Below are 25,160 nucleotides of genomic sequence, written 5' to 3' on the forward strand. Positions count from 1 at the left end.
TCCATGACTGCCTGTGCAATTGAGGGTGTCAGGACCGACGGGAACACCGAGGACGTACTCACCGGAGGGCCCCACCGCCCCGCCGCGCTGACGCTCGCCGCCGACGGGTCGTACGCCGCGCGGCTCACCCAGGGGCCGGGCGGCGGCTGGTACCCGGAGCGCTGGACGCTGGACGGCTGCGAGCCGTACGCCGTACCGCTCCCCGGCCGCCTCCCCGAGCAGCCGGACAGCGCACTGCTGCCGCTCACCGACGGCCGGGTACTGATCCTGCGCCGCGCGGAAGGCCACTGCACGGTCGCCCTCCTGTATCCCACGGGCCCGGGCACCGGCGAACTGCCGCTGGGCGCCGTGGAGACCGAGGAGCTGACGCTGCTGCCGCCCGCCCCCTGCGGCACGACGGCCCACGCCCTCGCCCCCGTGGGCGGCGACGGCGCACACCGGGCCACCGCGGTCTGGCTGCTGCACGGCGGTAGCGACGGTCCGCGGCGGATCGCCCTGGTGCCGGGCCGCTGCACCGGCGGCGCCTGGCTCGACAAGGAGGGCCGACTGCTGGCCCTGGACCGCGAGCTGGACGGCCGCACCAAGACCGTCGTGGTCGACCTCGGCCGGGGCGGCGAGGTCAGCCCGCTGCTGCAGATCACCGAGCACAGCAACGACCGGCTGCTGCTGGCCGACCCCGACAGCGGGCTGATCCTGCTGCGGTCGGACGCTCCCGGGTACGACCGGATGGGCTGGGGCGTACTGGGCAGCACGCTGCCGGTGCGCTTCCCCGAAGCGCTGCGCTCGGCGGACGCCGCGCTGACCCCCTTCGCCGTGCAGCCGGGACAGGCGCTGGCCCCGGAGAGCTGCGCGGTGGCCTTCCGGGTGGACGCGGCGGCCGGCACCTGGCTCGCCACCTGGCGGCCCGCGGCGAAGCGACTGCACCGGCAGTCCGCGCCTCCGGGCTGGCTCCCCGGTACGGGCCGCTGGACACCGGACGGCGAGCTGCGGCTGCCGTACGTGACGCCGGCCACCCCGTGCGGCGTGGCGCGAGTGACCGTCCCCAAGGACGCCGCGCCCCCCTCGCCCGCCCTCCCCGCACCGGTACCGGCGCCAGTCCCCGCATCGCACTTGCAACGCCTCACGCGCCTCCCCTGGAACACCGCGTCCGCTTTGCCGCCGACTTCCGGAATCCGCACGACCCCCTCCGGGTATCCGAACGACTGCACAGAATCCGCACATCCGAACCCGGTCGCGCGGGAACCGTTCGAGAGCCCGGCGCATCCCCAACCGTGCAGGCCAGTACCGCTGCAGCAGGCGCCACTGGCGGCCCGGGAGGCCCGGTAGAGCGACAAAGTACGCCCCGTTAGAATTCTTGTGGGGGCTACGCAGCCGGTTGACCCGGCCACCGACGGTGATGTCTGGGGGTACCCCCGGCGCAGCTGGGGGAGGTCCCGATGCGTATACCTGTAAGCGATCTGACGGAGTGACACTTTCCATGTCCGAAGCCCGAACCGACACGACCGAGGCGCGCCCGCAAGGGTCCTCCGCCCAGGCCGCCACGGCCGCAGGCTCCGGCAAGCACCGTGGCCCGGCAGCGAGCGAGGACGCGGCCACGTCCAGCGCCGGGCGGCACCGCCGGCCCAAGAACTCCCGGGAAGCCTGAGCACAACCGGCCATCCCGAGTCGGCCGTGGCCGCCACGAGAGACCTCTCTCGTGGCGGCCACGGCCGTCGTGTGTCCGGAGTATTCGAAGCGTCCGGAGTGGCTCAGCCCTTCTTGAGGCCCAGCACCTCCGTCGCCGCGAAGTTCTCCACCGGGGCGCGGTCCGCGAAGTACGGAGTCAGGATCGCGTCCAGCTCCTCGTACGTGAAGACCTCCTTGGCGGTGTCGAACTGTGCGGCGACCCGTGGCCTTTCGAGGAGCGCGGCCATGCCGCCGTGCACGACGAAGACCTGCCCGTTGATACGGTCCGCCGCGGGCCCGGCGAGGTAGCCGACCAGCGGCGAGACATGCTCGGGCGCCAGCGGGTCCAGGCCCCCGACCGGCTCACCGAAGCCCGCGAAGACGTCCTCGGTCATCCGGGTGCGGGCCCGCGGGCAGATCGCGTTGGCGGTCACGCCGTACTTGGCCAGCGCCGCCGCCGTGGAGGTCGTCAGGCCAACGATGCCGCCCTTGGCCGCCGCGTAGTTGGGCTGGCCCGCGGAACCGGCGAGGAACGCCTCGGACGAGGTGTTCACGATCCTGCCGTACACCGGGGCGCCGGCCGCCTTGGACCGCTCGCGCCAGTACGCGGCGGCGAAGCGGGTCGTGTTGAAGTGCCCCTTGAGGTGGACGCGGAGCACCGAGTCCCACTCGTCCTCGGTCATCGAGAAGACCATCCGGTCCCGCAGGATGCCCGCGTTGTTGACCAGGATGTCCAGCGCTCCGTACGTGTCCACGGCCAGCTCCACCAGGCCGCGCGCCGTCTCGAAGTCGGCGACGTCCCCGAGGTGCGCCGTGGCCTGCCCGCCGGCCGCCCGGATCTCGGCGACGACCTGCTCGGCCGGGGCCGCGGACGCCTCGCCCGAGCCGTCCCTGCCCGGCTGCCCGTAGTCGTTGACGATCACGTTCGCGCCGAGGCGGGCCAGTTCGAGCGCCTCGGCCCGGCCCAGGCCGCGGCCCGCCCCGGTGACCACGGCCGTCCTCCCGTGCAGTGTCATCCGTACGCCTCCTGATGCGTCGTGGCTTCAGAGCTCGATACAGGTACGCAGCGAGGTGCCGGTCCGCATCTGGTCCAGTGCGTCGTTGATGCCCGCGAGCGGCACGCGGTGGGTGATGAGGTTCTCCAGGTCGATGCGGCCGGCCCGCCACAGGGCGATGGCGCGCTCGTACGAACGGACCACGTCCCCGCCCCCGTACAGCGACGGCAGGATCTTCTTCTCGTCGAAGAACAGCTCGAACATGTTGACCTGGAAGAAGTCGTCCATCGCGCCCGCGCCGACGATGCACAGGGTGCCGCCGCGCCGGGTCGTCTCGTACGCGGTGCGGGCGGTGGCGGACTTCCCGACGACCTCGAAGACGTAGTCGAAGCCCTCGCCCCCGGTGATCCGCTGCTTGGCGTCGGCCAGTTCGTCGGGGGCCACCGCCTCCGTCGCCCCGAAGCGCAGCGCGGCCTCGCGCCGCGACGCCACGGGGTCCACGGCGACGATCTGCGCGGCGCCGCTCGCCCGCGCGCCCTGGATCGTGGAGATGCCCACGCCGCCGCATCCGATGACCGCGACCGACGAACCGGCCTCGACCTTCGCGGTGTTCAGGGCCGCGCCGAGCCCGGTGGTCACGCCGCATCCGATGAGCGCGGCGATGTCGTACGGCACGTCGTCCGGGATCGGCACCGCGCAGTGGGCGGCGACCACGACCTCCTCGGCGAAGGTGCCGGTGCCGGCGAAGCCGAAGACGTCCCCGTCCGGGCGCTTGAAGTTGGGGGTGCCGGCGTTCATGAACCCGGCCAGGCAGAGGTGGGTCTGGCCGCGCTTGCAGGACGGGCAGCCGCCGCATGCGGGCAGCCAGCACATCAGTACCCGGTCGCCCGGGCTCAGCCCCGTGACGCCGTCCCCGACGTCGAGGATCTCGCCCGCGCCCTCGTGCCCGGGGACGAACGGCGCGGGCTGCGGCAGCACGCCGTTCATCGCGGAGAGGTCGGAGTGGCACAGTCCGGCGGCCCTGAGCCGTATCCGCACCGTTCCCGGCCCGAACCCCACGGCCTCCACGTCGTCGAGGACGTCGAGCTTGTCCTGCCCTGTCTCGTGCTGTACGGCTGCGCGCATCTGCGGCTCCTCTCGTACGTACGACGACTAGTTGTGCTCGACCACCGTGTCCGCCAGGACCGGCGCGTCCTTCCGGTCGGCGGCCGTGACCACGACCTGGATGCGGTCCTGCGCGATCTCCCACATCCGGATCCGCAGTGCCTCGCCGGGGAACACCACCCCCGCGAACCGCGCCGCGTACGACCGGACGCGCGTCACGTCGCCGCCCAGCAGCGTGTCGACGACCGCCTTGAGCGTCACGCCGTACGAGCAGAGCCCGTGCAGGATCGGCTTGTCGAAGCCCGCGAGCTTGGCGAACTCGGGGTCGGCGTGCAGTGGGTTCCAGTCCCCCGAGAGCCGGTACAGCAGCGCCTGGTCGGCCCGGATCAGGCGGGTCACCGTGCGGTCCGGCGCGCGCTCCGGCACGTCCAGGCGGCCGGCCGGGCCGCGGTCGCCGCCCCAGCCGCCCTCGCCGCGTACAAAGATCTGCGTGTCGCTGGTCCACAGCGGCCCGTCCTCGTCCGCGGTCTCCGAACGCAGCACGATGACCGCGGCCTTGCCCTTGTCGTACACGGCGGGGACGGTCGCGGTCTGCCGGGCGGTGCCCCGCAGCGGGATCGGCCGGTGCAGGGTGATCTTCTGGGCGCCGTGCAGGACGGCCGCGAGGTCCACGTCGATGCCGGGGGCCGAGAGCCCGCCGACGACGGCCATGCCCGCGCCCGCGACGGTGGCGAAGCTGGGCAGCACGTGCAGCCGGCTCTCCAGGGTGTAGTGCAGCTCGTCGGGGTCGGTGGCGGCACCGGGCCGTTCCTCGGTGGCCGCGCCCGCGCCGACACCGAGGTGGTAGAGCTGGATGTCCTTGTGGTCCCAGGCGATGTCGGAGATGCGCGGCTCGGCGGCGATGGCCTTGGCGGCGTCGATGGGCATAGGGGCGGGGCTCCTTCGCCGTGCGGTGCGGGGACGGCGGGTCGGGACTCGGCAAGACCCCGGCCGTCCGTCCGCACCGTCGGCCGGCCGGGGTCGTCAGCGATCGGCGACGCGGCGGTGTGCGGCACGACCGGCACGGCCGTCGCCGCGCACTAGAACGCGTTCTACCGATGGGGCATGTATAGCCCATCCCGTGCCGACCCGGAAGACCCCTGACGGCCCGTCAGCTCCATAAGACCCGGACGCCACCGGCGGGCTCAAGTACGCAAGTACGACGCGCCGTTGACATCCAGTACCGTGCCCGAGCTCCACTGCGCCTCCGGGGAGGCCAGCCAGCGGACCGCCGCCGCGACCTCGGCCGGCTCGGCCACCCGGCCGAACGGGCTCTGCGCGCGGATCGCGGCGCCCTGCTCCCCGGCCAGCCGGTGGCCGACCCGTTCGGTGTCGATGAAGCCGGGCGCCACGGACGCCACCGCGATGCCGTACGGCGCGAGCGCGACCGCGAGGGACTGGCCGAGCGCGTGCACCGCGGCCTTCGTCGCGCCGTACGCGGGGTGGTCCGGCTCGCCGCGGAAGGCGCCGCGCGAGCCGACGTTGACGATCCGCCCGCCGCCGCCCTGCGCGATCATGCGCTGGGCCGCGCCGTGGCTGAGGTGCGCGGTGCCGAGCAGGTTGACCGCGACGTGCTGCTGCCAGGCGGCGGTCCAGTCGGCGTAGGCGGTGGTGGCGGGCGGATGCGGGGTGTTGACCGCGGCGTTGTTGACCAGTACGTCGATGCCGCCGAGCGCCGCATCGGCGTCGGCGATCAGACCGGCGGCGCCGTCCGGGTCGGCGATGTCCGCGTGGAGCAGTACGTGGCCGTCGCCGGGCAGCGTGGCGAGGGTGTCCTCGGCGTCCGCCCGGCGCGTGCCGTAGTGCACGGCGACCCGGTCGCCGTTCTCCGCGAACGCGTGCGCCAGGGCCCGGCCCAGGCCGCGCGAGGCGCCGCTGACCAGGACGCGGCGGCCGCGCGCGGGAAACGGCGGGGGGACGGGGGCGGGAGCGGTGTCAGCCATGCCCGCATCCTGTCAGCCACGCCCGCGCGCTCCCCCGGCGGTTCACGCGGCGTGCGCCGCCTCCTTCTCCCGCCCCGGCAGGGAGAACAGCATCAGTACGACGCCGGACAGCAGGACCGCGGCGGCGACCCGGAAGGCGAGCGCGTAGCCGTCGGCGAGCGCCACCGGGCCGCTGCCCACGACCCCGGCCGCGACGGTGGAGAGGACCGACAGGCCGAGCGCGCCGCCCATCTGCCGCGCGGTGTTGATCAGGCCGGAGACCAGCCCGGCGTCGCCCGCCGCCGCGCCCGACGTGCAGATCGCGGCGATCGGGGTGGCCGACAGGCCCGCGCCGAGCGCCATCATGACGCCCGGGCCGAGGATCGTGCCGAGGTACGTGCCGTGCGCGTCCATCGTGGACTGCCAGGCCATGCCGACGGCCGCGAGCAGCACACCCGCCACGGCCACGGTCTTCGCGCCGAGCCGGGGCAGCGCCATCAGCCGGGGCGCGGCCTTGGAGCCGATCACGATCGAGAAGGAGTGCGGGAGGAAGGACAGGCCCGCCTGGAGCGCGGTGTAGCCGAGGACGTTCTGCGTGTAGAGCGAGAGGAAGTACCACATGGAGAACATCCCGGCGCCGACCACCACCATCGCCGTGGTCGTCGCCCACACCGACCGCGGCCGGAAGACGCCCAGCGGCATCAGCGGCGCCGCGGAGCGGGCCTCGACCGCCACGAACGCGCCCAGCACGAGGAGCCCGGCGAGCAACGGCAGCAGGGCCCCGGCCGCCGTCCAGCCGCGCTCGCCGGTCTCCACGATGCCGTACGCGACGAGCGCGAGCCCGCCGGTGACCAGCAGCGCACCGGGTATGTCCAGCCGCCGGCGGCCGTCCTGCCGGCTCTCGCTCAGACAGAGCGCGGCGCCGACCAGTACGAGCGCGCCGATCGGCACATTGATCAGCAGCACCCAGCGCCAGGACAGGAACTGCGTGAGCAGCCCGCCGACCAGGCCGCCCGCGGCGCCGCCGCCCGCGCCCACCGCGGTCCAGGTGGCGACGGCCCGGGTGCGGGCCGGGCCCTGCGGGAAGGAGGTGGTGAGGATGGTGAGGGTGGCCGGGGCGAGCACGGCGGCGCCGACGCCCTGGACCGTGCGCGCCGCGATCAGCTGCCAGGGCTCCTGGGCGAGCCCGCCGCCCAGGCTGGCGGCGGTGAACAGCCCGAGCCCGACGAGGAAGACCCGCTTGCGTCCGAAGAGGTCGGCGGCGCGCCCGCCGAACATCAGGAATCCGGCGAAGGTGATCACGTACGCATTGACCACCCACTGCAGTCCCAGCTCGCTCAGGCCGAGCGACGCCCGCATCGAGGGCATGGCGACGTTCACCACGGAGACGTCGAGCACCACGAGGAACTGCCCCGCGCAGACCGCGAGCATCACCGCCCAGGCGGGCGGGGCCTTGCGGGCGGTCGTTCCGGACGGCTGCTGCTCGGTGGACGTGGGCGGGGGCATGAGAGCCATCGTGTCATCCGACCGGTGCCTCGGGCATCGGTTTAACGGCCCGGCGGGCCCGGGCCGGAAGACCTAAGACCACCCGGCCACAGGTCCCCGGTCCTGCTCACCGACGCGCTCTCAGATGAGGGGGCGCGGCTCGGGGTCCCTGGGCAGGCCGAGGAGCCGCTCCGCGACGACGTTGAGCTGCACCTGGGTGGTGCCGCCCGCGATGGTCAGGCAGCGGGACATCAGGAAGCCGTGCAGCGCCCGCTCCCCCGCGCCCTCGCGCAGCGCGCCAGCCGGGCCGAGGAGTTCGAGCGCCAGCTCGGCGACGGCCTGCTGGTGGCGGGTCTGGACGAGCTTGCGGACACTGGCGCCCGCGCCCGGCTCCAGCCCGGACACCTGCTGGAGGGTGGTGCGCAGCCCGATGCAGCCGAGCGCGTGCGCCTCGGCGGCCAGCGCGCCCACCCGGTCGCGGAGTGCGTCGTCCGTATCGGCCGCGCCCGCCCGTCCGATCAGCGCTTCGAGGCCCGTATCGAAGGTCATCTGGTCGGCCATGTGGACGCGTTCGTTGCCGAGCGTGTGCCGGGCGACCCGCCAGCCGTCCCCGACCGCCCCCACGACCGCGTCGGCGGGCAGCAGCACGTCGTCGAAGTACACCTCGTTGAAGAGCGCGTCGCCGGTGATCTCCCGCAGCGGCCGGACCTCGATGCCGGGCGTCGCCATGTCGACGAGGAAGTAGGTGAGCCCCTTGTGCTTGGGCGCGTCCGGGTCGGTACGGGCCAGCAGGATGCCGTACCGCGCCCACTGCGCCGCCGACGTCCACACCTTCTGCCCGTTGACCCGCCAGCCGCCGTCCTCGGTCCGCTCGGCGCGGGTCCGCAGCGACGCCAGGTCGGATCCGGCCTCCGGCTCGGAGAACAGCTGGCACCACAGCTGCTCGCCCCGGAGCGTGGGCAGCAGGTGGCGGTCCTGCTGCTCCGGCGTGCCGTAGGTGATCAGCGACGGCACCACCCAGGTCGCGATGGCGAGGTCGCTCACTTTCACCCCGGCCGCCCGCAGCTCTTCCTGCACGGCGAGCTGCTGCAGCGGCCCGGCGCCGAGGCCGTACGGCTCGGGGAGGTGCGGCGCGGCGTACCCGGTGGGCGCCAGCTCGCGGCGGGCGGCCGCCGGATCGAGCCCCGCGGCCTTCGCGATCGCCTCGCGGGCCGCGGTGCGGTAGCCGTCCGCCGCGGCCGGCAGCCGCAGGCGCAGTTCGCGCCGGGCACCCGCCGCCGCGTACCGGGCCGCGCGCTGCCGGTGCCCGGCCGGGCCGCCCAGCAGCTGCCGGGCCACGGTCGCCCGGCGCAGGTACAGGTGCGCGTCGTGCTCCCAGGTGAAGCCGATGCCGCCCAGTACCTGGATGCATTCCTTGGCAGAGGTGAACGCGGCCTCCAGGGCGGTCGCGGTGGCCAGCGCGGACACCAGGCCGCGCACCTCCGGCGCCTCGTCCATGGACCGGGCCGCGTCCCAGGTGAGCGCCCGCGCCTGTTCGAGCCGGACGAGCATCTCGGCGCACAGGTGCTTGACCGCCTGGAACTGCCCGATGGGCCGCCCGAACTGCTCGCGCACGGCGGCGTACTCGGCCGCGGTGCGCAGCGCCCAGGCCGCGGTACCGCACGCCTCGGCGGCGAACAGCGTCCCGGCCAGGTCCCGTACGAGCGCCGCGTCGACGGCGACCAGGCGGTCGGCGGGGACGCGTACGCCGTCGGCGGTGATCTCGGCGGCGAGGCGCGTCGGGTCGGCGCCGGGCGGCACCCGGACGGTGAGCCCGGCCGCCCCGGTGTCGACGGCCAGCCAGACCGTACCGCTGGCGGTCCCGGCGGCCAGCAGCAGCAGATCGGCGTCCCCGCCGCCGAGCACGGGCGGGGCCGTGCCGTCCAGGACGTACCCCTCGGCGCCCTCGACCGCCGTCATCGCGCCCGCGTCCAGCGCGACGGCGGCGATGCGCTCGCCCGCGACCACGGCCCGTACCAGGTCCGGCCGCCCGCCGCGGTGCAGCAGTTCGGCGGCCAGGGCGCTGGGGAGGTACGGGCCCGGCAGCCCGGCCCGGCCCGTCTCCTCCAGCACGACGGCCAGGTCCAGCAGCTCGCCGCCGCCCCCGCCGCTCGCCTCGGGCAGCTGCGGCCCGAGGAGGCCCAGGGCGGTCAGCCCGTCCCAGTGGGCGGGCCGCCCGCCGGAACCGTCCCCCTCGTCGACCTCGTCGGCCTCGTCGACGAGCTTGCGTCGCGCCTCCGTGGGCACGGCGCGCGTCGCCCAGCCCCGTACCGCGTCCGCCAACTCCCGCTGTTCCCGCGTGATCCCGATCCCCATGCGGGGCAGGCTAGAACACGTTTCAATCTGACGGAAGGTCAGATGCGTCAGATACGGAGTTACGGAAGGTCAGAAGTGGTGCCCGGCGCCACGGACCACGCCGGGCGGGGCGTACCCTCCAGTAACCCCGACCCTCAGGAGGCACCCACCATGGCCGCGACCGCCACCCCCCGCCCCCGGCCGGAGATCCTCGCCGCCTTCGAGGCCGCCAAGGGATTCATGCCCGCGGACGAGGGGCTCGCGCTGTACGCGGCGGCCGTCGAGGCGGGCGCGCTCGGGCTGCCGCTGATCGAGATCGGGACGTACTGCGGGCGCTCCACGCTGCTACTGGCCGACGCGGCGCGGGCCGCCGGGGTCACGGCCGTCACCGTGGACCACCACCGCGGCAGCGAGGAGCAGCAGCCGGGCTGGGAGTATCACGACACCGAGGTCGTCGACCCCGAGGTCGGGCGGATGGACACGCTGCCCGCCTTCCGCCGCACGCTGCACGCGGCCGGGCTGGAGGAGCACGTCCTCACGCTCGTCGGCCGCTCCCCGCAGGCCGCGGCCCTGTGGCGGGCCCCCGCCGGCCTGGTCTTCATCGACGGCGGGCACACCGACGAGCACGCCACGGCGGACTACGAGGGCTGGGCCCCGCACGTCGCGCCGGGCGGCCTGCTGGTGATCCACGACGTCTTCCCCGACCCGGTGGACGAGTGGACGGGCCAGGCCCCGTACCGCATCTACCTGCGCGCCCTGGCGTCCGGCGCGTTCACGGAGGTCTCGGACCACGGGTCGCTGCGCGTCCTGCGGCGCACGGGCGAGGGGATCTGAGCGTCGCCCCGGAGACGCCTGGGAGTCGCCCGGGAGACGCGCCCCCGCGGGAACACCGGCTTCCGGCCACCGGACGTTACGATCGCGCTGTGTCGAACGGCAGTACTCCCCCCGCCTCCCGCCGCCCCGCCCGTACGCCGCTGGTCGTGACAGCCGTACTGGCAGCCCTCTGCTGCGCCGGCTGCGGCGCGGTCGGAGACGCGGCGTCCCCGGCCAGGCCCGGCCCGGAGCGGCCCGCGGCAGGCGGCTCGCACACGCCCGCCGGTCAGCAGACCGGCCGGGGCGAGGACGACGGTAAGCAGAGCGACGGGAAGCAGGACGACGGGACCCGGAGCCACGGGGACAAGGGCGACCGGGACAAGGGGGACGGAGGCCGCCGGGGTGGCCCGCTCCAGGGCAAGGTCGTGGTGATCGACCCCGGCCACAATCCGGGCAATGGCGACCACACGGCGGAGATCGCGCGCCAGGTCGACGTCGGCAACGCCCGCAAGGAATGCGACACCACCGGCACCTCCACCAACGCCGGGTACGCCGAGGCGGCCTTCACGCTCGACGTGGCGCGCCGCGCCCGCGCGCTGCTCCAGAAGGAAGGCGTGAAGGTCGTCTTCACCCAGGACGGCGACCGCCCGTACGGCCCGTGCGTGGACGAGCGCGCCGAGATCGGCAACGCCGCGCACGCGGACGCCGCGCTCTCCATCCACGCGGACGGCGCCGGGGCCGGCAACCGCGGCTTCCATGTGATCCGCCCCGGCGTGGTGCACAGCGGCGGCGCGGACACCCGGAAGATCACCGGTCCGTCGCGGGACCTCGCCGACCACGTCGTGGGCCGCTTCGTCGCGGCGACCGGCAGCGCGCCGGCCAACTACATCGGCTCCGGCAAGGGCCTGGACACCCGTACCGACCTGGGCGGACTCAACCTCTCCCGGGTGCCGAAGGTCTTCCTGGAGTGCGGCAACATGCGCGACGCACAGGACGCCGCGCACCTCACCGACCCCGCCTGGCGCCAGAAGGCGGCCGTCGGCATCGCCGAGGGCATCACGGGCTTCCTGCGGCGCTGACAGCGCGCAGCCGGCGACGGGACGACCCGGCGGATGGGCCGGTAGGTTCCCCCTTACGATGGGGCCACCCCCGCGCCTCGCACCGTGCGCAATCGGCGACTGCACGACCCATGACGAAACACGGCAAAGGACTTCTTACGTGAACATCCGATCCCTCACACGAGGCGACGGCGTGGTGATCGGAGCAGCGGTGTTGCTGTTCATCGCCTCGTTCCTCGATTACTCCGGCGGCTTGGAGAGCTTCAACGCCTGGGACATGCTTCCGGTCGTCATGAGCATCTATCTGGCCGGTGTCATCGGTGCGGCGCTGATCGTCGTCCACCGGATGATGCCGCAGCCTCGCAAGATCGCCGGCCTCGAGCTGGGACAGTTCGGTGTCGCGATCACCATCTTCGCCGCGTGGACCGCGTTCTGGACGATCATCGGCGTCGGCAGCGCGGGCCCCGGCGTCATCATCGGCTTCATCGCCACGCTGATCCTCGCGGGCGCGGCCGTCGCCTCGCCGCTCGTCCCGGCGCTGAAGGGCCAGCTCATCACCGCCCCCACCACGACGCCGGGCGCGTACCCCACGGGCGCCAACGCCGGTTACGGCTACCCGGGCGCGCAGCAGCAGGTGCCGGGTCAGGGCTATGGCTACCCGGGCGCACAGCAGCAGGGCGGCCAGCCCTCGTACGGCGGCCAGCCGCAGCCCGTGCAGGGCGGTCACACCGGCCAGGCCGGGCAGCCGCAGGCGGCCGACCAGCAGACCGCCGCGCCGGCCGACGCGTTCGCGCCGTTCTGGTTCGCGGTTCCGGTCGCCCGTCCGCTGTACGGCGAGGACGGCGGCCAGACGCCGATCGCCGAACTGGCGCCCGGCACCTGGTACCTCGCGGTGGAGCAGCGCGGTCAGGCGCTGATCGCGCAGACCCAGGACGGCCGCCGCGGCGTCCTGCAGGACACCACCGGCATCCAGCGCGGCTGACACCACCCGCGCTCCCGGCCCCTCGCCCTCTTGGGCGGGGGGCCGTTGCCTTCCCGCGCCGCGCCCCGTACAGTCACCGCCGCACCGAACTGACGGTACGTCAGGTGTAGGTCAGGAGGCATCGGCATGCGGCTCGGACTGGCGCTCGGCTACTGGGGCCGCGGCCCCGACCCCCGCCACCTCGAACTCGCCCGCGAGGCGGAGGCGTTGGGGTACGACTCGGTGTGGACGGCGGAGTCCTGGGGCTCGGACGCGTTCACCGCGCTCGCCTGGATCGCCGCGCACACCTCGCGGATCGGGCTGGGCACGGGCATCGCGCAGATGGCGGCCCGCACGCCCACCGCCACCGCGATGCACGCGCTCACCCTGGACCACCTCAGCGGCGGCCGGATGATGCTGGGGCTGGGCCTGTCCGGCCCGCAAGTCGTGGAGGGCTGGTACGGCAGGCCGTTCCCCAAGAGCCCGCTGACCGCGACCCGCGAGTACGTCGACATCGTCCGCCAAGTGCTGCGCCGCGAAGGGCCGGTGACACTGGACGGCCGCTTCCACGCCCACCCGTACCGCGGCCCGGACGGCACCGGCCTCGGCCGCCCGCTCAAGCCGATCACCCATCCCCTCCGCGCCGACCTGCCCGTGTTCCTCGCGGCGGAGGGCCCGAAGAACATCGCCCAGACCGCCCGCATCGCCGACGGCTGGCTGCCGCTGTACTGGTCGCCGACGCGTACCTCTGTCTACCGGGCGGCGCTGGCCGACGCCCCGGAAGGCTTCCGCGTCGCGCCCATGGTCCGCGCGGCGGTCTGCGACGACGTCGCGGCGGGGCTGCTGCCGGTGAAGGCGATGCTCGGCTTCTACATCGGCGGCATGGGGCACGCGACCAGGAACTTCCACGCGGATCTGATGGCGCGGATGGGATACGAGGAGGCGGCGCGCCGCATCCAGCGCCTCTTCCTGGAGGGGCGCAGGGACGAGGCCGTACGCGCCGTCCCCGACGCCTTCGCCGACGAGATCTCCCTCGTCGGCCCGCGCGAACGCATCGCCGAACGCCTGAAGTTGTGGCGCGCGGGCCCGATCACCGACCTCCTGGTGACGGCCCCCGACCCGCACACCCTGCGCGCACTCGCCGAGCTCAACTCCTAGGGAGCTGCTGGCTGTCAGCCGAAGCTGACCAGCTCCAGCCACTCGTCCATCAGCGCGCGGTCGCCGATGACCGCCACGTCCCCGTCCTCGACGGACAGTCGCCGGTAGAACACCAGCAGCAGGTCCCGCATCGGTCCGCGCAGCGCCACCGCGGCCTTCTCGTGTCCCCGGCGCCAGGTGATGGCCTCGCCCGTGAGGTCGATCAGCCACTCGCCGCCGCCCTGGTCCAGGTCGGTGTCGGTGGCGTGCAGATGGATCGTCCGGCCCGGCCCGAGAAGCCGCGCCAGCTCCGGCCGCCGCTCCATCGTCTGCGGCAGGCTCCCGATCTCCAGCCACTCCTCCAGGGTGTCGGCGGCGACCTCCGGAGCGAGTGCATAGGGCACGTTGGCCGCGATCGCGGCGTCCGCGCGGTGGATCACGGTCTCGTGCACGGCCCGCCGCGCCCAGAAGTCCGTGCTCTGCTCGTCCGCCCAGGTCCACACCGCGGTATCCGGTCCGGCCGCCCGCAGCTCGGCGGCCACCAGCGCCGCGCTCTCGCCCAGCCAGGCGTCCAGCGCCGCCGGGTCGCCGTCCCCGGGCCCGGCCGCGTCCGGGATCGCGTCCTCGGCCACGGGCTCCTGGGCCCGGCTCCGGACGTTCGCCGCCATCCAGCGCAGCGCGCCACCCACATGCCGGGCCAGGTCCCCGATGCTCCAATCCGGGCAGGTGGGGACCGTCGCCTTCAGGTCCGCGCCCCGCAGCGCCGCACGGAACAGCCCGGCCTGCACCACGATCTCGTCGCAGTACCTCTCATACCCAAGACGCGTCATACCCGCACACTAGTGCGCATCCCGCACCCCGGCCCTCGAATCGCGGGAGCGGATCAGTCGCAGCAGTCCGGGTCCAGGCCCCTCGGAAGCGCCTCGCCACCGAAGACGGCCGTGGTGGCCTCGTCGCCGCCGAGCGCGGCCACCGCCAGCAGCAGCGAGCCCGCCGTCCACGACGTCAGCTCGCGCGGCCAGATCGCGTCGTCGTCGAAGACATAGCCGGTCCAGTACATGCCGTCCTCTGCGCGCAGGTGCCGGATCGAGCGGAGGATGTCCACCGCGCGGTCGGACTCGCCCATCGCCCAGAGCGCCAGCGCCAGTTCGGCGCTCTCGCCGCCGGTGACCCAGGGGTTCGGCAGTACACAGCGGACACCGAGGCCGGGCACGACGAAGTCGTCCCACTGCGCCTCGATGCGCTCCTTGGCGGCCTGGCCGCGCACCGCGCCGCCGAGCACCGGGTAGTACCAGTCCATCGAATACCGGGACTTGTCCAGGAAGCGTTCGGGGTGGTGCCGGATGGCGTGGCCCAGCCGGCCGACCGCCAGCTCCCAGTCCGGCTGCGGCGCGCCGCACTGGTCGGCGACGGCCAGGGCGCAGCGCAGCGCCTGGTAGACGGAGGAGGAGCCGGTGAGCAGCGCGTCGTTGACGGGCGTGCCGTCGTCCTCGCGCTTCCAGCCGATCTCGCCGCCGGGCTGCTGGAGTTCCAGTACGAACTCCACGGCGGCGTACACCGCGGGCCACATCCGGTCGAGGAAGGTGTCGTCGCCGGTGGAGAGGTAGTGGTGCCAGACGCCGACGGCCAGGTACGCGCAGAAGTTGGTCTCGCGGCCGCGGTCGGTGGGCCGGTCCGCGTCCCCGTCGGCGTACGCGGCGTACCAGGAGCCGTCGGACAGCTGGTGGTCGGCGAGCCACTGGTACGCGGCCTCGGCGCGCGCGTGCTCGCCGGCCGCGTCCAGCGCCATCGCGGCCTCGGTGTGGTCCCAGGGGTCGAGGTGGTGGCCCCGGAACCACGGGATGGCGCCGTCCGCGCGCTGGGTCGCGAGGATGCCGGCGACGGTGCGGGCGGCCTGCTCCGCGGTGAGTACTCCGGGCAGGACGAGTCGTTCGGTGCGCCCGGGGCTCGTCACAGGGCGGCTCGCGCGGGCTCGTCGTGCGCCTCAGTGGCGAGGGACTTGGGCTCGTGCGGCTTGGTGGCGTACGCGACGAAGCTCTTGCCGATGAGCGGGTTGAGCGCGTTCTCCGCGACTCTCGTGGCCAGCGGCTTCTTCATGATGTCCCAGACCAGGAGCTTGTGGTACGCCTTGACCGGCAGCGCCTTGTCGTTGTCCACGCCGAACGCGCACTTGAGCCACCAGTACGGGGAGTGCAGCGCGTGCGCGTGGTGGGTGCCGTAGGGGCGCAGGCCCGCCTCGCGCATCTTGCCGAGCAGTTCGTCGGCCTTGTAGATGCGGATGTGGCCGCCCTCGACCTCGTGGTATGCGTCGCTCAGCGCCCAGCAGACCTTCTCCGGGCCGTAGCGCGGCACGGTCACCGCGATCCGGCCGCCGGGCTTGAGGACCCGGACCATTTCGGCGAGCACGCCCTTGTCGTCGGGGATGTGCTCCATGACCTCGGAGATGATCACGACGTCGAAGGAGCCGTCGGGGAAGGGGAGGTTGAGCGCGTCGCCCTCCATGGCGGTGGCGGTGGCGCCGGCCGGGGCCTCACCGGCCTCCTCCATGGCGGCGAACCACTTGGCGACCTCGCGGATCTCCTCGGCGTTCTGGTCGAGGGCCACGACGTGCGCGCCGCGCCGGTAGCACTCGAAGGCGTGCCGGCCCGCGCCGCACCCCAGATCGAGTACGCGGTCACCCGGTGCGAGCGGGAATCGGGAAAAGTCGACGGTCAGCACGGCCTCTCAGCTTTCGTCCTGGGGTGTCCCCGGCCGCGGAGGCCGGCCGGGAGCGGTGTTCGTCAGGTCAGGGTGCGGCCGCGGGGGCGGCCGCCGGCGTGGTGGGGGCCGCGGCGGGCCGGTGCGCGGCGCGGGCCGCGATGGCCTCGCGGTAGCGCTCGGCGGTGCCGATGGCCGCCTGCCGCCAGGTGAAGCGGGCGAGGACCCGGGCGCGGCCCGCCGCGCCGAGCCGGCGGCGCAGCCCCGCGTCGCCGAGCAGCCGGTTCAGGCCCGCGGCGAGCGCGCCCGCGTCGCCGGGCGGCACCGCGAGACAGGTCTCGCCGTCGGGCCCGGCGACCTCGGGGATGGCGCCGCCGGTGGTGGCGAGCAGCGGCGTACCGGTGGCCATGGCCTCGGCGGCGGGCAGCGAGAAGCCTTCGTAGAGGGACGGCACGCAGGCCACTTGGGCGCCGCGGACCAGGTCGACCAGCTCGGCGTCGCTGATGCCCTTGACGAACTCGATGGCGTTGCCGAGCCCGTACTTCTCGATGGCGGCGGCCACCGGCCCGTCGTCGGCGCGCTTGCCGACCACGACGAGGTGCGCCTCCGGGTTCTCCGTACGGACCTTGGCGAGCGCCTCGACGAGGTGGATCAGGCCCTTGAGCGGCACGTCCGCGCTGGAGGTCGTGACGATGCGGCCGGGGATCTCGGGGACCGCGGGATCCGGCGAGAAGAGGTCGGTGTCGGCGCCGATGTGCACGACGTGGATGCGGTCCTGACGGACGCCCAGGTGGTCGGTGATCTCCTGGGCCGAGGAGCCGGAGACGGTGAGCACGGACGGCAGTCGGCGGGCGACCCGCTTCTGCATGCGGGTGAAGCCGTACCAGCGGCGGACCGAGGCGCGCCGCTTCCAGCCCTCGGCGGCGGCCAGGTCCAGCTGCCGGTCGACGGTGATGGGGTGGTGGATCGTGGTGACCAGCGGCGCGCCGAGGTCGCCGAGCAGGCCGTAGCCGAGCGTCTGGTTGTCGTGGACGACGTCGAAGTCGCCGCGTCTGGCGGCCAGATGGCGGCGCGCCCGCAGGGAGAAGGTGAGCGGCTCGGGGAAGCCGCCGGTCCACATCGCGCCGACCTCAAGGGCGTCGATCCAGTCGCGGTACTCGCCGCGCTTGGGCGTACGGAACGGGTCCGGCTGTCGGTACAGGTCCAGGCTGGGCAGCTCGGTCAGCGGGACGCCGCCGTCGAGTACGGGGTAGGGCTGGGCGCCGATGACCTCCACGGAGTGGCCGAGCCCGGCCAGTTCGCGCGAGAGGTGGCGTACGTAGACGCCCTGGCCGCCGCAGAACGGATTCCCTTTGTACGTGAGCAGGGCGATCCGCAGGGGGCGGTCGCCGGTGACCTCGGCGGAGCGAGCGGCGGCTGCCCGGACGGCCTCAGCGGACACTCTCGGCCCCTCTCTCACTGGACTTTCGCCGGAGCGTAACCGCTGGCGCTAATCTAGAACAAGTTACAGAACCGATCGGTTACCGACGAGTTCACCAGGCTTGAATCTACCGGTCGGGGCACTGGCGAAAAGAGCCGCACCAGGTGATTCGCGCCACGACCCACCCCCTGCCATGCTGAGCCGATCAGCAGATCGACAGCCCCCGCAGCACGGACGGACCGCCACGGAATGGGACACATGACTTCCGAACACCGGCCGGCGCTTCCCGCCACCCCTCCCTTGACCGAGCGCCAGGAAGCGCGCCGCCGCCGCATCCTGCACGCCAGCGCGCAGCTGGCCGGGCGCGGCGGCTTCGACGCCGTGCAGATGCGCGAGGTCGCGGAGCTGTCGAACGTCGCCCTGGGCACGCTGTACCGCTACTTCCCCTCCAAGATCCATCTGCTGGTGGCGACCATGCAGGACCAGCTGCAGCACATGCACGCGACGCTGCGCAAAAGGCCGCCGACGGAGAGCGATCCCGGGGCGCGGGTGGCCCAGACGCTGATGCGGGCGTTCCGCGCGATGCAGCGCGAACCGCACCTGGCGGATGCGATGGTGCGCGCGCTCACCTTCGCCGACCGGTCGGTGAGCCCCGAGGTGGACACCGTCTCCCGGCTGACGACGGCGATCATCCTGGACGCCATGGGGCTGGAATCCGCCGCCACTCCGGAGCAGCTCTCGGCCGTACGGGTCATCGAGCACACCTGGCACTCGGCGCTCATCACGTGGCTCTCGGGACGGGCCTCAATTGCGCAAGTGAAGATCGACATCGAGACCGTCTGCCGGCTCATCGAGCTGACCGGCCCGCAGCGCCCGGAATAGCCCGCTTTCCCCTCGCAATCCCCTTTCGCGGCCCCGGTGCGGCCCCGGTTTGATGCCGGTTTGGCGCCGTCACAGAGTGCATACATGCATCTCGCCGTGCATCCGTGCGCCCCCTTGCCCCCTCTTGGCCTGATCTGCGGCCCCACGGCGCGCCCTTTACAGGTATGAATTCGGGGTGGTTGCCAAATAAGGCCGGTACACGGGGGTCTGGAGGGGGACTGCAGTGATCCGGGTGCTGCTGGTGCACGACGTCTGCCTGTTTCGATGGGCGTTGGCCGAGGTGCTCAGCAGGGAAAACGACATAGAGGTGGCGGTGTCCACGCCGGAAGGCGCGGCGGGCCGGGTGCGCGCGCTGCAGCCGGACGTCTGTGTGGTGGATGTGGACTCCGCGATGCCGATCGGAGCGAATGCGTTGCGAAAGCTATCGGACAGCGGTGCCGCGCCAATGGCACATGCCGACGGTAGTTCCGCGAGAGAGGAAGCGGGATGGAGTGACGGTGCGTATCGGAGCACCGACGAGTACCGGAGTGCCGACGGGTACCGGAGCGGCTGGGCGCCGAGAGCGGCGGCCGGGGGGCACGGTGCCGTGGTGAGCGGTGTCGGCGCCGCCGCGAGAGGTGCCCACGCGGGTGGTACGCAGATGGGCGGTACGCAGACGAGGACGGAGGCGCACAGCAGTGCCGCGCACACCGTCCCGGTCCGCGCCACGCCCGCGCGCGGCCCCATCGCGCACATCCCGCAGCAGGTCAACAGATGCCGGGAGCACCCGGTGAGCGGCGCGGCGGAGGCCGCGCACTGCGGTGGGGAGCCCGGGGCCGGCGGGCCCAACGGGGCCTGCGGCGGCCGGGAGGGCGCGGCCGGGCCCGCCAAGGGGCCTGCCCTGCTGGTCCTCGGCTCGGCCCACCGGCCGGGCCCGCTGCGCAGAGCCTTCGAGGCCGACGCGCTCGGGTTCGTCGACAAGGAGGGCTCGCCCGGGCAGCTGGCCGTCGGCATACGGCAGGTCGCCGCGGGCCGGCGCTTCGTCGACGGCTCGCTGGGCTTCGGCTTCCTGCAGGCCGCCGAAATGCCGCTCACCCAGCGGGAACTGAGCGTCCTCACGCTCGCCGCCGAGGGCGCCTCGGTCGCCGAGATCGCCGGCACGCTGCACCTGTCCAACGGAACGGTGCGCAACTACATGTCGGCGATCACCCGCAAGACCGGCGCCCGCAACAGGGTCGACGCCATCCGCATCTCCCAGGGCGAGGGCTGGCTGTGACCCGGACCCGCGCACCGGGAGGGCGTCCCGGGCGCGGTCCGGGCCGCGCCCCGCTCACGGGGCGAGGGCCGGCTCCGCTTCGGCGTCCGCCCACTCCCCCACGAGGTCGCGGTAGAGCGCGGAGCGCCGCAGCAGGTCGCGATGGCGTCCGCACAGGGCGTACGTACCGTCCATCACCAGGACGCGGTCCGCACGGAGCGCCGAACTGATGCGGTGCGCGACGACGATCAGCGAGCCGCCCGGCCGGGCCGCGAAGGCCCGCTCCGCGCGGGCTTCCGCCGTCGCGTCCAGATGGCAGCCGGCCTCGTCGAGGAGGGCGAGCGGCGCGGGCGCGAGATGGGCGCGGGCGAGGGCGATCAGCTGGCGCTCGCCGGCGGAGAGCGTGCCGGGCGTGACCCGTGCGCCGAAGCCGCCCAGCCGCTGCACCAGGCCCGCGGCGCCCACGGCCACGGCCGAGGCACGCAGGGCCGTGTCCGGCACCTCCTCGGGGCGCGGGCAGAGGTACAGCATGTTCTCCCGGAGCGTCCCGGAGAACACATAGGCCTGCTGCGGTACGAGAACGCGCCTGGACCCCGCGCCGTTCCCGCCCAGCCGGATCTCTCCCCGATCGGGGACCAGTACCCCCGCGAGCAGCGCCACGAGCGTCGACTTGCCGATGCCGCTCGGCCCGACGACGGCCAGGTGCCCGCCGACCGGCAGGGTCAGCTCCAGCCCCTGCACCACGGGCGTCGCATGCTCGCCGTACGCGAAGGACACTCCCCGCGCCTCCAGGGCCAGCCCGCTGCCGGCGGGCGGCGTCGCCCACGCGGGCAGCGGTACGGGCGCCTCGACCGGCGCGTTGTCGGCGTTGCCCCCGGCGTACCCGCCCGCGCCCCGCGCCGACCGGCCGCCCGGCGCACGCCCCGGCACCGGGATCCCGCCGGGAAGCGTCAGCCGCTTCGGGGGCAGCGCGTGCCGCGGCCGCTTGGCGTGCCGCGCCCCACCGCCACGACTCGCGGGCACGGACGCCGACGCGGACGCCGGTGCCGACGCGGACGCCGGTGCCGATGCGGCAGAGGTGGCCGAGGCGGCCGGAGTGCCCGCAGGCAGCGCCGGCAGTTCGGGCACGGCGGGCAGCGCAGGCAGCGCGGGCCTGCCGGAAGCACTCTCGGGGCCGGGGAGCGCCGGCCTTCCGGTCGCTCCGGCCGCTCCCGACGCTCCGTCGCGGCGGGGCAGCGCCGGCCTCCCCGGCACTCCGGCCGGACCGGGGAGGGCGGGCCCGGCGGACACGGTGGGCTCGGGCGCCGTCCCGGCGCCTGCCGCTTCCGTGTCCGCCGGGCTCGTCGCATCCGTCGCGGAGACCGCGGTGTCCGCGGCGCTCCCGACGCCCCGCCCGGCCCCCGTCAGCCGGCGCAGGACGACGCCCAGCCGGGTGCCGGACGTGCCCAGGCCGTGCATCAGGGCCTGCAGCGCGGGCAGCATCGACTGCGTGAGGTAGGCCAGCGCGCCGACCAGCGCGCCCGGCGTCACCCCGTTCCCCAGCAGCCACGGCGCGGTGACCAGCAGCAGGACCACCGGCAGCCGTCCGCCCACGCCGAGCGCCACGTCCCGGCACACGCCCCAGCGCGCGAGCGTGCGCGACGCACGCCATTCGGCGTCGAAGCGCTCCCCCACCTCGCGCGCCACCCGCTCCTCGGCGCCGCCGGCCGTCACATCACGCAGACCGCCGACCGCCACGCTCACACCGCGCGCGATGGCCTCGTCGGCCGCCAGGTACGTCTCCTGACTGCGCGCCACCGGACGCAGCGTCACCGCGAAGAGGGCGAGGCCCAGTACGAGCGGCGGCAGGACGACGAGCAGCAGTACGGGAGCGAGCGCGCAGAGGCCGACCAGCGCACCGGCGGCGGTGAAGACGAAGCCCCGCACCACCATCACCAGCCCGCCGAAGGTGTCGCGGGCCATCTCCACCTGGTGCGCGGCGCGGGAGACCGCGCTGTCGTCGGCCTCCCGCAGCGCGCGGGTGACGACCCGCCGGAGCAGCTCGTCGCGGAGCGGCTCCACCAGGTCGGCGACGGAGCGGTAGACCCGGCCCGTGCCGTACGCGCCGGCCGCGACGGCCAGCGCGGCCGCGGCCAGCCAGCCCAGGCCCACGGCGACCCGGTCCGCGAGGAACCCGTCGTCGATCGCCCGAGCCAGCGCGAAGCCGAGCAGGAACGTCTGGGCGGCCTCGGCCACGGACCAGGCGGCCAGCCGCGCCACGACGACGCGCCGCCGGTCCAGGAACCGCCGGGCCCCGTCCCGCAGCCGCTCCTCGGGAGCGACGGCCGGGCGGCCGTCCAGCAGCGCGGTCCCCGTGCCCGCCCCGTACTCCGCGCGCGTCGGCGCCCCGTTCACTCTGCCCTCGCTCCCGCTCATGCCGTTTCCGCTCCCGCTTCCGTTCCCGTTCTCGTTCCCGCCGGTCACCGTCGTCCGTTCCGCTGCCCCGGCGGGCCGCTCCCCCTGAGCGGCCCGCGTCCCCTCCGGCCTCACTCGGCACCCCGCCGTACCCCGGCGGTCCCCTCGGAGGGGGCCCCGGCCGTCGGCCCGCCCTCCGCACGGGCCGACGGCTCACCCCGTACCAGCAGGTCGGCCAGCGCGCGCCGACGGCGCTGCGTCATGGGCATCCCCTGCGGCACCGGTATCCCCTCCGGCACGCCCCCGCGCTCCCCCGGCGCGAACCCGTCCTGCGCGGCGCCGTCGGTCTGCTCCGCGCTCCGGCCGTACGCCCAGCTGGGGACGCCCCCGGCGGCGGAGGGCGACGCCGGCCGCGGCGCCGCCACAGGCGTCAGCCCCTCCGGCCGCCCCGCGGGACGTTCCCCCTCGGCCCGCGCCCGCTCCGGCCGCGTCCCCTCCTGGCGCGTCCCCTCCTGGCGCGCCCCCTCCTGGCGCGCCCCCTCCGGCCGCGTCCCCTCCTGGCGCGGCCCGTGGCCGATCGCCCGCCGCGGCCGCGCGGCCCCCGCTCCGGCCGGCGGTTCCCCGGCCGCCGACGCCCCCGCCGACGCCCCCGTCGGCAGCTCACCCGCCACGGCCCGCTTCCGTACCGGCAGTTCCCCCGCCGCCGGCTTCCCCAGCGGCCGCCGCCGGACCTTCAGCCGGGCCGTCGGAACGTCCTGCACCCCCTGGCGCCGCGCCCGGTCCGCCGCCCGGTCCTCCGTGTCCGGCGCCTCCTGGTCGTCCGTGGCGAAGTCGTCCGGACCGAAGTCCTCCGGGCCGGAGTCGTCCGGGCCGAAGAGGGCCCGGTAGCGCGGGTCCTCCCAGAGCGTGTCGTGCGGCGCCAGCGCCCGGATGAAGCCCGCGTCGAGCCAGGCGACCAGATCGGCGCGGGCCGCGGTGGCGGCCCGGTGCGCGATGATCAGACGGGTGCCGGCGCGCACATCGCGCAGCAGCGCGCGGCCGACGCGGAGTTCGGTGACCGTATCGAGGCTGGACGTCGCGTCGTCGAGGATCAGCAGCCGCTCGGCGTGCGCGAACGCGCGGGCCAGGCCCAGGCGTTGCACCTCCCCGCCGGACAGCGGCACATCGGCGCAGGGCGTGGCGTACCCCTCGGGCAGCCGCCGGATGAAGGAGGCCGCGCCCGCCGCGTGGGCCGCCGCCTCCACGTCGCCAGGGCCCGGCTCGTACACCCCGTACGCCACGGTGTCGTGGACCGTGTCGCCCAGCAGCGCGGGCCGTTCGAAGGCGTACCCGATCGAGCGACGCAGCGCGTAGTGACTGAGGCGGCGCAGCGGCTCGCCGTCCAGCAGGACTTCGCCCGCGTCCGGTTCGATCAGCCGCCCGGCGACCGCGGCGAGCATGGACTTGCCGGTCCCGGAGCGGCCGACGACGGCCAACGTGCAGCCGCCGGGCACGCTGAGGCTGAGATCGTCCAGGACGGTGTGCCCGGCCTTCCGTACGGTGATGCCGCGGAGTTCGAGCGCCCCCGCGCACGTCCCGGCGCCCGCCTCCGCACGCGCGCCCGTCTCCTCCGGTACCGCCTCCTGGTCGCCGTACTCGATGGCGGGCAGGTCCTGGAGTTCGGTGAGGCGGCGGGCCGCGGCGCGGCTGTGCACCAGGCCGTTGAGGTGGCCGACGAGCATGCCGACGCCGGCCGCGAGCACGGCGTACCGGGAGGCGGCGAGCAGGTCGCCGACGCTGAGGGCGCCGTTGAGCAGCCGCAGCCCGCCGACGGCGAGCACCGCGATCTGCAGGAGCGGGATCAGCGCGGCGGCCTGTGCGGTGGACCGGCCCTGCACCCGCCACATGCGGTGGCCCTGGCGGGAGAGGGCGGGCAGCGGCGCGAGGATGCGGGCGGCCTCGCGCTCGTGGCTGCCGGCGGCGGCAATGGTGCGGGCGCCGCCGATCGCCTCCAGCAGCCGGCCCGCGATGTCGCCCTGTATCCGCTGGTACTGCGCCACGCAGTCCCCGGTGTCGCGGACGAAGGCGCGCATGAGCAGCGCCAGCAGCGGCAGTCCGATGACGAAGGCGGCCGCGGTCCACAGATCGAGCAGGGCCAGCGCCACCAGCGCGCCGACCGGGGTGAGCGCCGTCGCGGCGGTGGCGGCGAGCGCGGTGGGCGCGGTGCCGGCCGTGCCCGCGTTGCCGACGATGCGCGACACCAGGTCGCCGGGCTCGTGCCGTTCGGTCGCCGTGGGCCCTGTGGCCAGTACGCCGCGCAGCGCCCGGCGGCGCAGCCAGGCGGTGGCGCGGGCGTCCGTCGTGCCGGTGAGCAGCCCGTCCAGCGCGCCGATGAGGACGAGCAGGGCGGTGAGCCCGGCGACGGCGAACAGCCAGGGCCACGGCGCGGGGCCGCCGTCGAGCAGCAGGTCGAGGGTGTGGCCGAGGGTGGCCGGGAGGGCGAGACCGACCGCGGCGCCGCCGGTCGTGAGCAGCAGGACTGCCGAGGCCCGGGGGGCGCTGTGGCGCAGCGCGCCGAGCAGCAGCCGGTCGGCGGGTTTGGCGGTCACGGTTCTTCCTCCCGGACGAACTGGAAAGCTGTGAGCTGTACCTGACAGGCGGAAAGGCGAAGTGGTGGGGATGGTGTGCGTGCGGCTCCCCCAGGAGCCGCACGCACACCGGTTCGTCCCGGCGTCGGCCACCGGAGCAGGCCGGGCGGTGCGGGCGGCGTGCCGTGCCGGACCGGATCGGACCTCACGATCCGGGCCGGGCACGGACACCTCCCGTACCGCGGTCGGCCTGTATCACCTCCCGGTCCGCGGACGACGCGTACTGGGACGAACCTGATCAGGGGGGCGCTAGCAGAGGAGGAGGCTGACGGTGCTTGGCTCACACCCCGCCAACAGGCTGAGGTTGCTCTCCTGGCCCCCGCCGCCCTCACGCTCCGGGCCCGCCATCATCTGCAGATCGAGCAGTGCCACGAGGCACATCCTTCCGTTGAC

At 74.5% G+C, this 25,160-nt stretch carries 21 protein-coding genes; 8 read left to right on the plus strand and 13 right to left on the minus strand.

Annotated features, from left to right (window positions below):
- Window positions 1–3 precede the first annotated feature (3 nt).
- Both AB0I82_RS09360 and AB0I82_RS09365 read left to right on the plus strand, forming a co-directional pair.
- Window positions 4–1,326: a hypothetical protein gene (locus AB0I82_RS09360; protein ID WP_363256527.1), complete on the plus strand. Its 1,323-nt coding sequence runs from the start codon at window positions 4–6 to the stop codon at window positions 1,324–1,326.
- A gap of 151 nt (window positions 1,327–1,477) precedes the next feature.
- Window positions 1,478–1,645: a hypothetical protein gene (locus AB0I82_RS09365; RefSeq protein ID WP_363256528.1), complete on the plus strand. Its 168-nt coding sequence runs from the start codon at window positions 1,478–1,480 to the stop codon at window positions 1,643–1,645.
- 103 nt (window positions 1,646–1,748) lie between these two features.
- Here AB0I82_RS09365 and AB0I82_RS09370 read toward each other — a convergent pair whose 3' ends face one another.
- The 6 genes from AB0I82_RS09370 to AB0I82_RS09395 form a co-directional block, all read right to left on the minus strand.
- Window positions 1,749–2,681, minus strand: coding sequence for a 3-oxoacyl-ACP reductase (locus tag AB0I82_RS09370; protein WP_363256530.1), 933 nt, complete (start codon window positions 2,679–2,681; stop codon window positions 1,749–1,751).
- A 27-nt stretch (window positions 2,682–2,708) separates the two neighbouring features.
- Window positions 2,709–3,785, minus strand: coding sequence for a Zn-dependent alcohol dehydrogenase (locus AB0I82_RS09375; RefSeq protein ID WP_363256531.1), 1,077 nt, complete (start codon window positions 3,783–3,785; stop codon window positions 2,709–2,711).
- Between the two features lie 27 nt (window positions 3,786–3,812).
- Window positions 3,813–4,691: a MaoC/PaaZ C-terminal domain-containing protein gene (locus AB0I82_RS09380; RefSeq protein ID WP_363256532.1), complete on the minus strand. Its 879-nt coding sequence runs from the start codon at window positions 4,689–4,691 to the stop codon at window positions 3,813–3,815.
- Window positions 4,692–4,948: 257 nt separating this feature from the next.
- Complete coding sequence (locus AB0I82_RS09385; RefSeq protein ID WP_363256533.1) at window positions 4,949–5,746, minus strand: SDR family oxidoreductase; 798 nt, start codon at window positions 5,744–5,746, stop codon at window positions 4,949–4,951.
- Between the two features lie 42 nt (window positions 5,747–5,788).
- On the minus strand, window positions 5,789–7,231 hold the full coding sequence (locus AB0I82_RS09390; RefSeq protein WP_363256534.1) for an MFS transporter: 1,443 nt from the start codon (window positions 7,229–7,231) through the stop codon (window positions 5,789–5,791).
- Between the two features lie 120 nt (window positions 7,232–7,351).
- Window positions 7,352–9,565 (minus strand): acyl-CoA dehydrogenase family protein, encoded by a 2,214-nt coding sequence (locus AB0I82_RS09395; RefSeq protein WP_363256535.1) that lies wholly within the window; start codon window positions 9,563–9,565, stop codon window positions 7,352–7,354.
- A gap of 150 nt (window positions 9,566–9,715) precedes the next feature.
- Between AB0I82_RS09395 and AB0I82_RS09400 the strand changes: the two genes are divergently transcribed.
- The 4 genes from AB0I82_RS09400 to AB0I82_RS09415 all read left to right on the plus strand — a co-directional run bounded on the left by AB0I82_RS09400 (window position 9,716) and on the right by AB0I82_RS09415 (window position 13,534).
- Window positions 9,716–10,378: a class I SAM-dependent methyltransferase gene (locus AB0I82_RS09400; RefSeq protein ID WP_363256536.1), complete on the plus strand. Its 663-nt coding sequence runs from the start codon at window positions 9,716–9,718 to the stop codon at window positions 10,376–10,378.
- A gap of 89 nt (window positions 10,379–10,467) precedes the next feature.
- Entirely contained in the window at window positions 10,468–11,436 is a 969-nt protein-coding gene (locus tag AB0I82_RS09405) for an N-acetylmuramoyl-L-alanine amidase (RefSeq protein WP_363256537.1), read from the plus strand.
- Between the two features lie 139 nt (window positions 11,437–11,575).
- Window positions 11,576–12,397, plus strand: a complete 822-nt coding sequence (locus AB0I82_RS09410) for a hypothetical protein (protein WP_363256538.1) — start codon at window positions 11,576–11,578, stop codon at window positions 12,395–12,397.
- 126 nt (window positions 12,398–12,523) lie between these two features.
- Complete coding sequence (locus tag AB0I82_RS09415) at window positions 12,524–13,534, plus strand: LLM class F420-dependent oxidoreductase (RefSeq protein ID WP_363256539.1); 1,011 nt, start codon at window positions 12,524–12,526, stop codon at window positions 13,532–13,534.
- 14 nt (window positions 13,535–13,548) lie between these two features.
- Here AB0I82_RS09415 and AB0I82_RS09420 read toward each other — a convergent pair whose 3' ends face one another.
- The 4 genes from AB0I82_RS09420 to AB0I82_RS09435 form a co-directional block, all read right to left on the minus strand.
- Window positions 13,549–14,343, minus strand: coding sequence for a maleylpyruvate isomerase family mycothiol-dependent enzyme (locus AB0I82_RS09420; RefSeq protein WP_363256540.1), 795 nt, complete (start codon window positions 14,341–14,343; stop codon window positions 13,549–13,551).
- Window positions 14,344–14,396: 53 nt separating this feature from the next.
- Entirely contained in the window at window positions 14,397–15,467 is a 1,071-nt protein-coding gene (locus AB0I82_RS09425) for a prenyltransferase (protein ID WP_363256541.1), read from the minus strand.
- Window positions 15,464–16,231: a class I SAM-dependent methyltransferase gene (locus tag AB0I82_RS09430; RefSeq protein ID WP_363256542.1), complete on the minus strand. Its 768-nt coding sequence runs from the start codon at window positions 16,229–16,231 to the stop codon at window positions 15,464–15,466. Before AB0I82_RS09430 ends, AB0I82_RS09425 begins: the two co-directional genes overlap by 4 nt.
- A gap of 67 nt (window positions 16,232–16,298) precedes the next feature.
- Entirely contained in the window at window positions 16,299–17,651 is a 1,353-nt protein-coding gene (locus tag AB0I82_RS09435) for a glycosyltransferase family 4 protein (RefSeq protein WP_363256543.1), read from the minus strand.
- 237 nt (window positions 17,652–17,888) lie between these two features.
- On the opposite strand from AB0I82_RS09435, the gene AB0I82_RS09440 reads away from it, so the two are divergent.
- The gene (locus AB0I82_RS09440; protein WP_223733319.1) at window positions 17,889–18,512 is read left to right on the plus strand and encodes a TetR family transcriptional regulator; all 624 of its coding nucleotides are present in this window, start codon (window positions 17,889–17,891) and stop codon (window positions 18,510–18,512) included.
- A 589-nt stretch (window positions 18,513–19,101) separates the two neighbouring features.
- Complete coding sequence (locus AB0I82_RS09445) at window positions 19,102–19,767, plus strand: response regulator transcription factor (RefSeq protein ID WP_363256544.1); 666 nt, start codon at window positions 19,102–19,104, stop codon at window positions 19,765–19,767.
- A 54-nt stretch (window positions 19,768–19,821) separates the two neighbouring features.
- Here AB0I82_RS09445 and AB0I82_RS09450 read toward each other — a convergent pair whose 3' ends face one another.
- From AB0I82_RS09450 to AB0I82_RS09460, 3 genes are all read right to left on the minus strand, one after another.
- Window positions 19,822–22,161, minus strand: coding sequence for an ATP-binding cassette domain-containing protein (locus AB0I82_RS09450; RefSeq protein ID WP_363256545.1), 2,340 nt, complete (start codon window positions 22,159–22,161; stop codon window positions 19,822–19,824).
- A 110-nt stretch (window positions 22,162–22,271) separates the two neighbouring features.
- Window positions 22,272–24,728 (minus strand): ATP-binding cassette domain-containing protein, encoded by a 2,457-nt coding sequence (locus AB0I82_RS09455; protein WP_363256546.1) that lies wholly within the window; start codon window positions 24,726–24,728, stop codon window positions 22,272–22,274.
- A gap of 288 nt (window positions 24,729–25,016) precedes the next feature.
- Window positions 25,017–25,148, minus strand: coding sequence for a SapB/AmfS family lanthipeptide (locus AB0I82_RS09460; RefSeq protein WP_363256547.1), 132 nt, complete (start codon window positions 25,146–25,148; stop codon window positions 25,017–25,019).
- Between the last annotated feature and the right edge of the window lie 12 nt (window positions 25,149–25,160).

Source organism: Streptomyces sp. NPDC050315, from assembly GCF_040655775.1.
In the GTDB taxonomy this organism is placed as follows: domain Bacteria; phylum Actinomycetota; class Actinomycetes; order Streptomycetales; family Streptomycetaceae; genus Streptomyces.

Excerpts from the sequence above, each read along its gene's own strand:
- AB0I82_RS09360 (WP_363256527.1), top strand. The coding sequence starts at position 4 with ATGACTGCCTGTGCAATTGAGGGTGTCAGGACCGACGGGAACACCGAG.
- AB0I82_RS09365 (WP_363256528.1), top strand. The coding sequence starts at position 1,478 with ATGTCCGAAGCCCGAACCGACACGACCGAGGCGCGCCCGCAAGGGTCC.
- AB0I82_RS09370 (WP_363256530.1), bottom strand. The coding sequence starts at position 2,681 with ATGACACTGCACGGGAGGACGGCCGTGGTCACCGGGGCGGGCCGCGGC.
- AB0I82_RS09375 (WP_363256531.1), bottom strand. The coding sequence starts at position 3,785 with ATGCGCGCAGCCGTACAGCACGAGACAGGGCAGGACAAGCTCGACGTC.
- AB0I82_RS09380 (WP_363256532.1), bottom strand. The coding sequence starts at position 4,691 with ATGCCCATCGACGCCGCCAAGGCCATCGCCGCCGAGCCGCGCATCTCC.
- AB0I82_RS09385 (WP_363256533.1), bottom strand. The coding sequence starts at position 5,746 with ATGGCTGACACCGCTCCCGCCCCCGTCCCCCCGCCGTTTCCCGCGCGC.
- AB0I82_RS09390 (WP_363256534.1), bottom strand. The coding sequence starts at position 7,231 with ATGCCCCCGCCCACGTCCACCGAGCAGCAGCCGTCCGGAACGACCGCC.
- AB0I82_RS09395 (WP_363256535.1), bottom strand. The coding sequence starts at position 9,565 with ATGGGGATCGGGATCACGCGGGAACAGCGGGAGTTGGCGGACGCGGTA.
- AB0I82_RS09400 (WP_363256536.1), top strand. The coding sequence starts at position 9,716 with ATGGCCGCGACCGCCACCCCCCGCCCCCGGCCGGAGATCCTCGCCGCC.
- AB0I82_RS09415 (WP_363256539.1), top strand. The coding sequence starts at position 12,524 with ATGCGGCTCGGACTGGCGCTCGGCTACTGGGGCCGCGGCCCCGACCCC.
- AB0I82_RS09420 (WP_363256540.1), bottom strand. The coding sequence starts at position 14,343 with ATGACGCGTCTTGGGTATGAGAGGTACTGCGACGAGATCGTGGTGCAG.
- AB0I82_RS09440 (WP_223733319.1), top strand. The coding sequence starts at position 17,889 with ATGACTTCCGAACACCGGCCGGCGCTTCCCGCCACCCCTCCCTTGACC.
- AB0I82_RS09450 (WP_363256545.1), bottom strand. The coding sequence starts at position 22,161 with ATGAGCGGGAGCGAGGGCAGAGTGAACGGGGCGCCGACGCGCGCGGAG.
- AB0I82_RS09460 (WP_363256547.1), bottom strand. The coding sequence starts at position 25,148 with ATGTGCCTCGTGGCACTGCTCGATCTGCAGATGATGGCGGGCCCGGAG.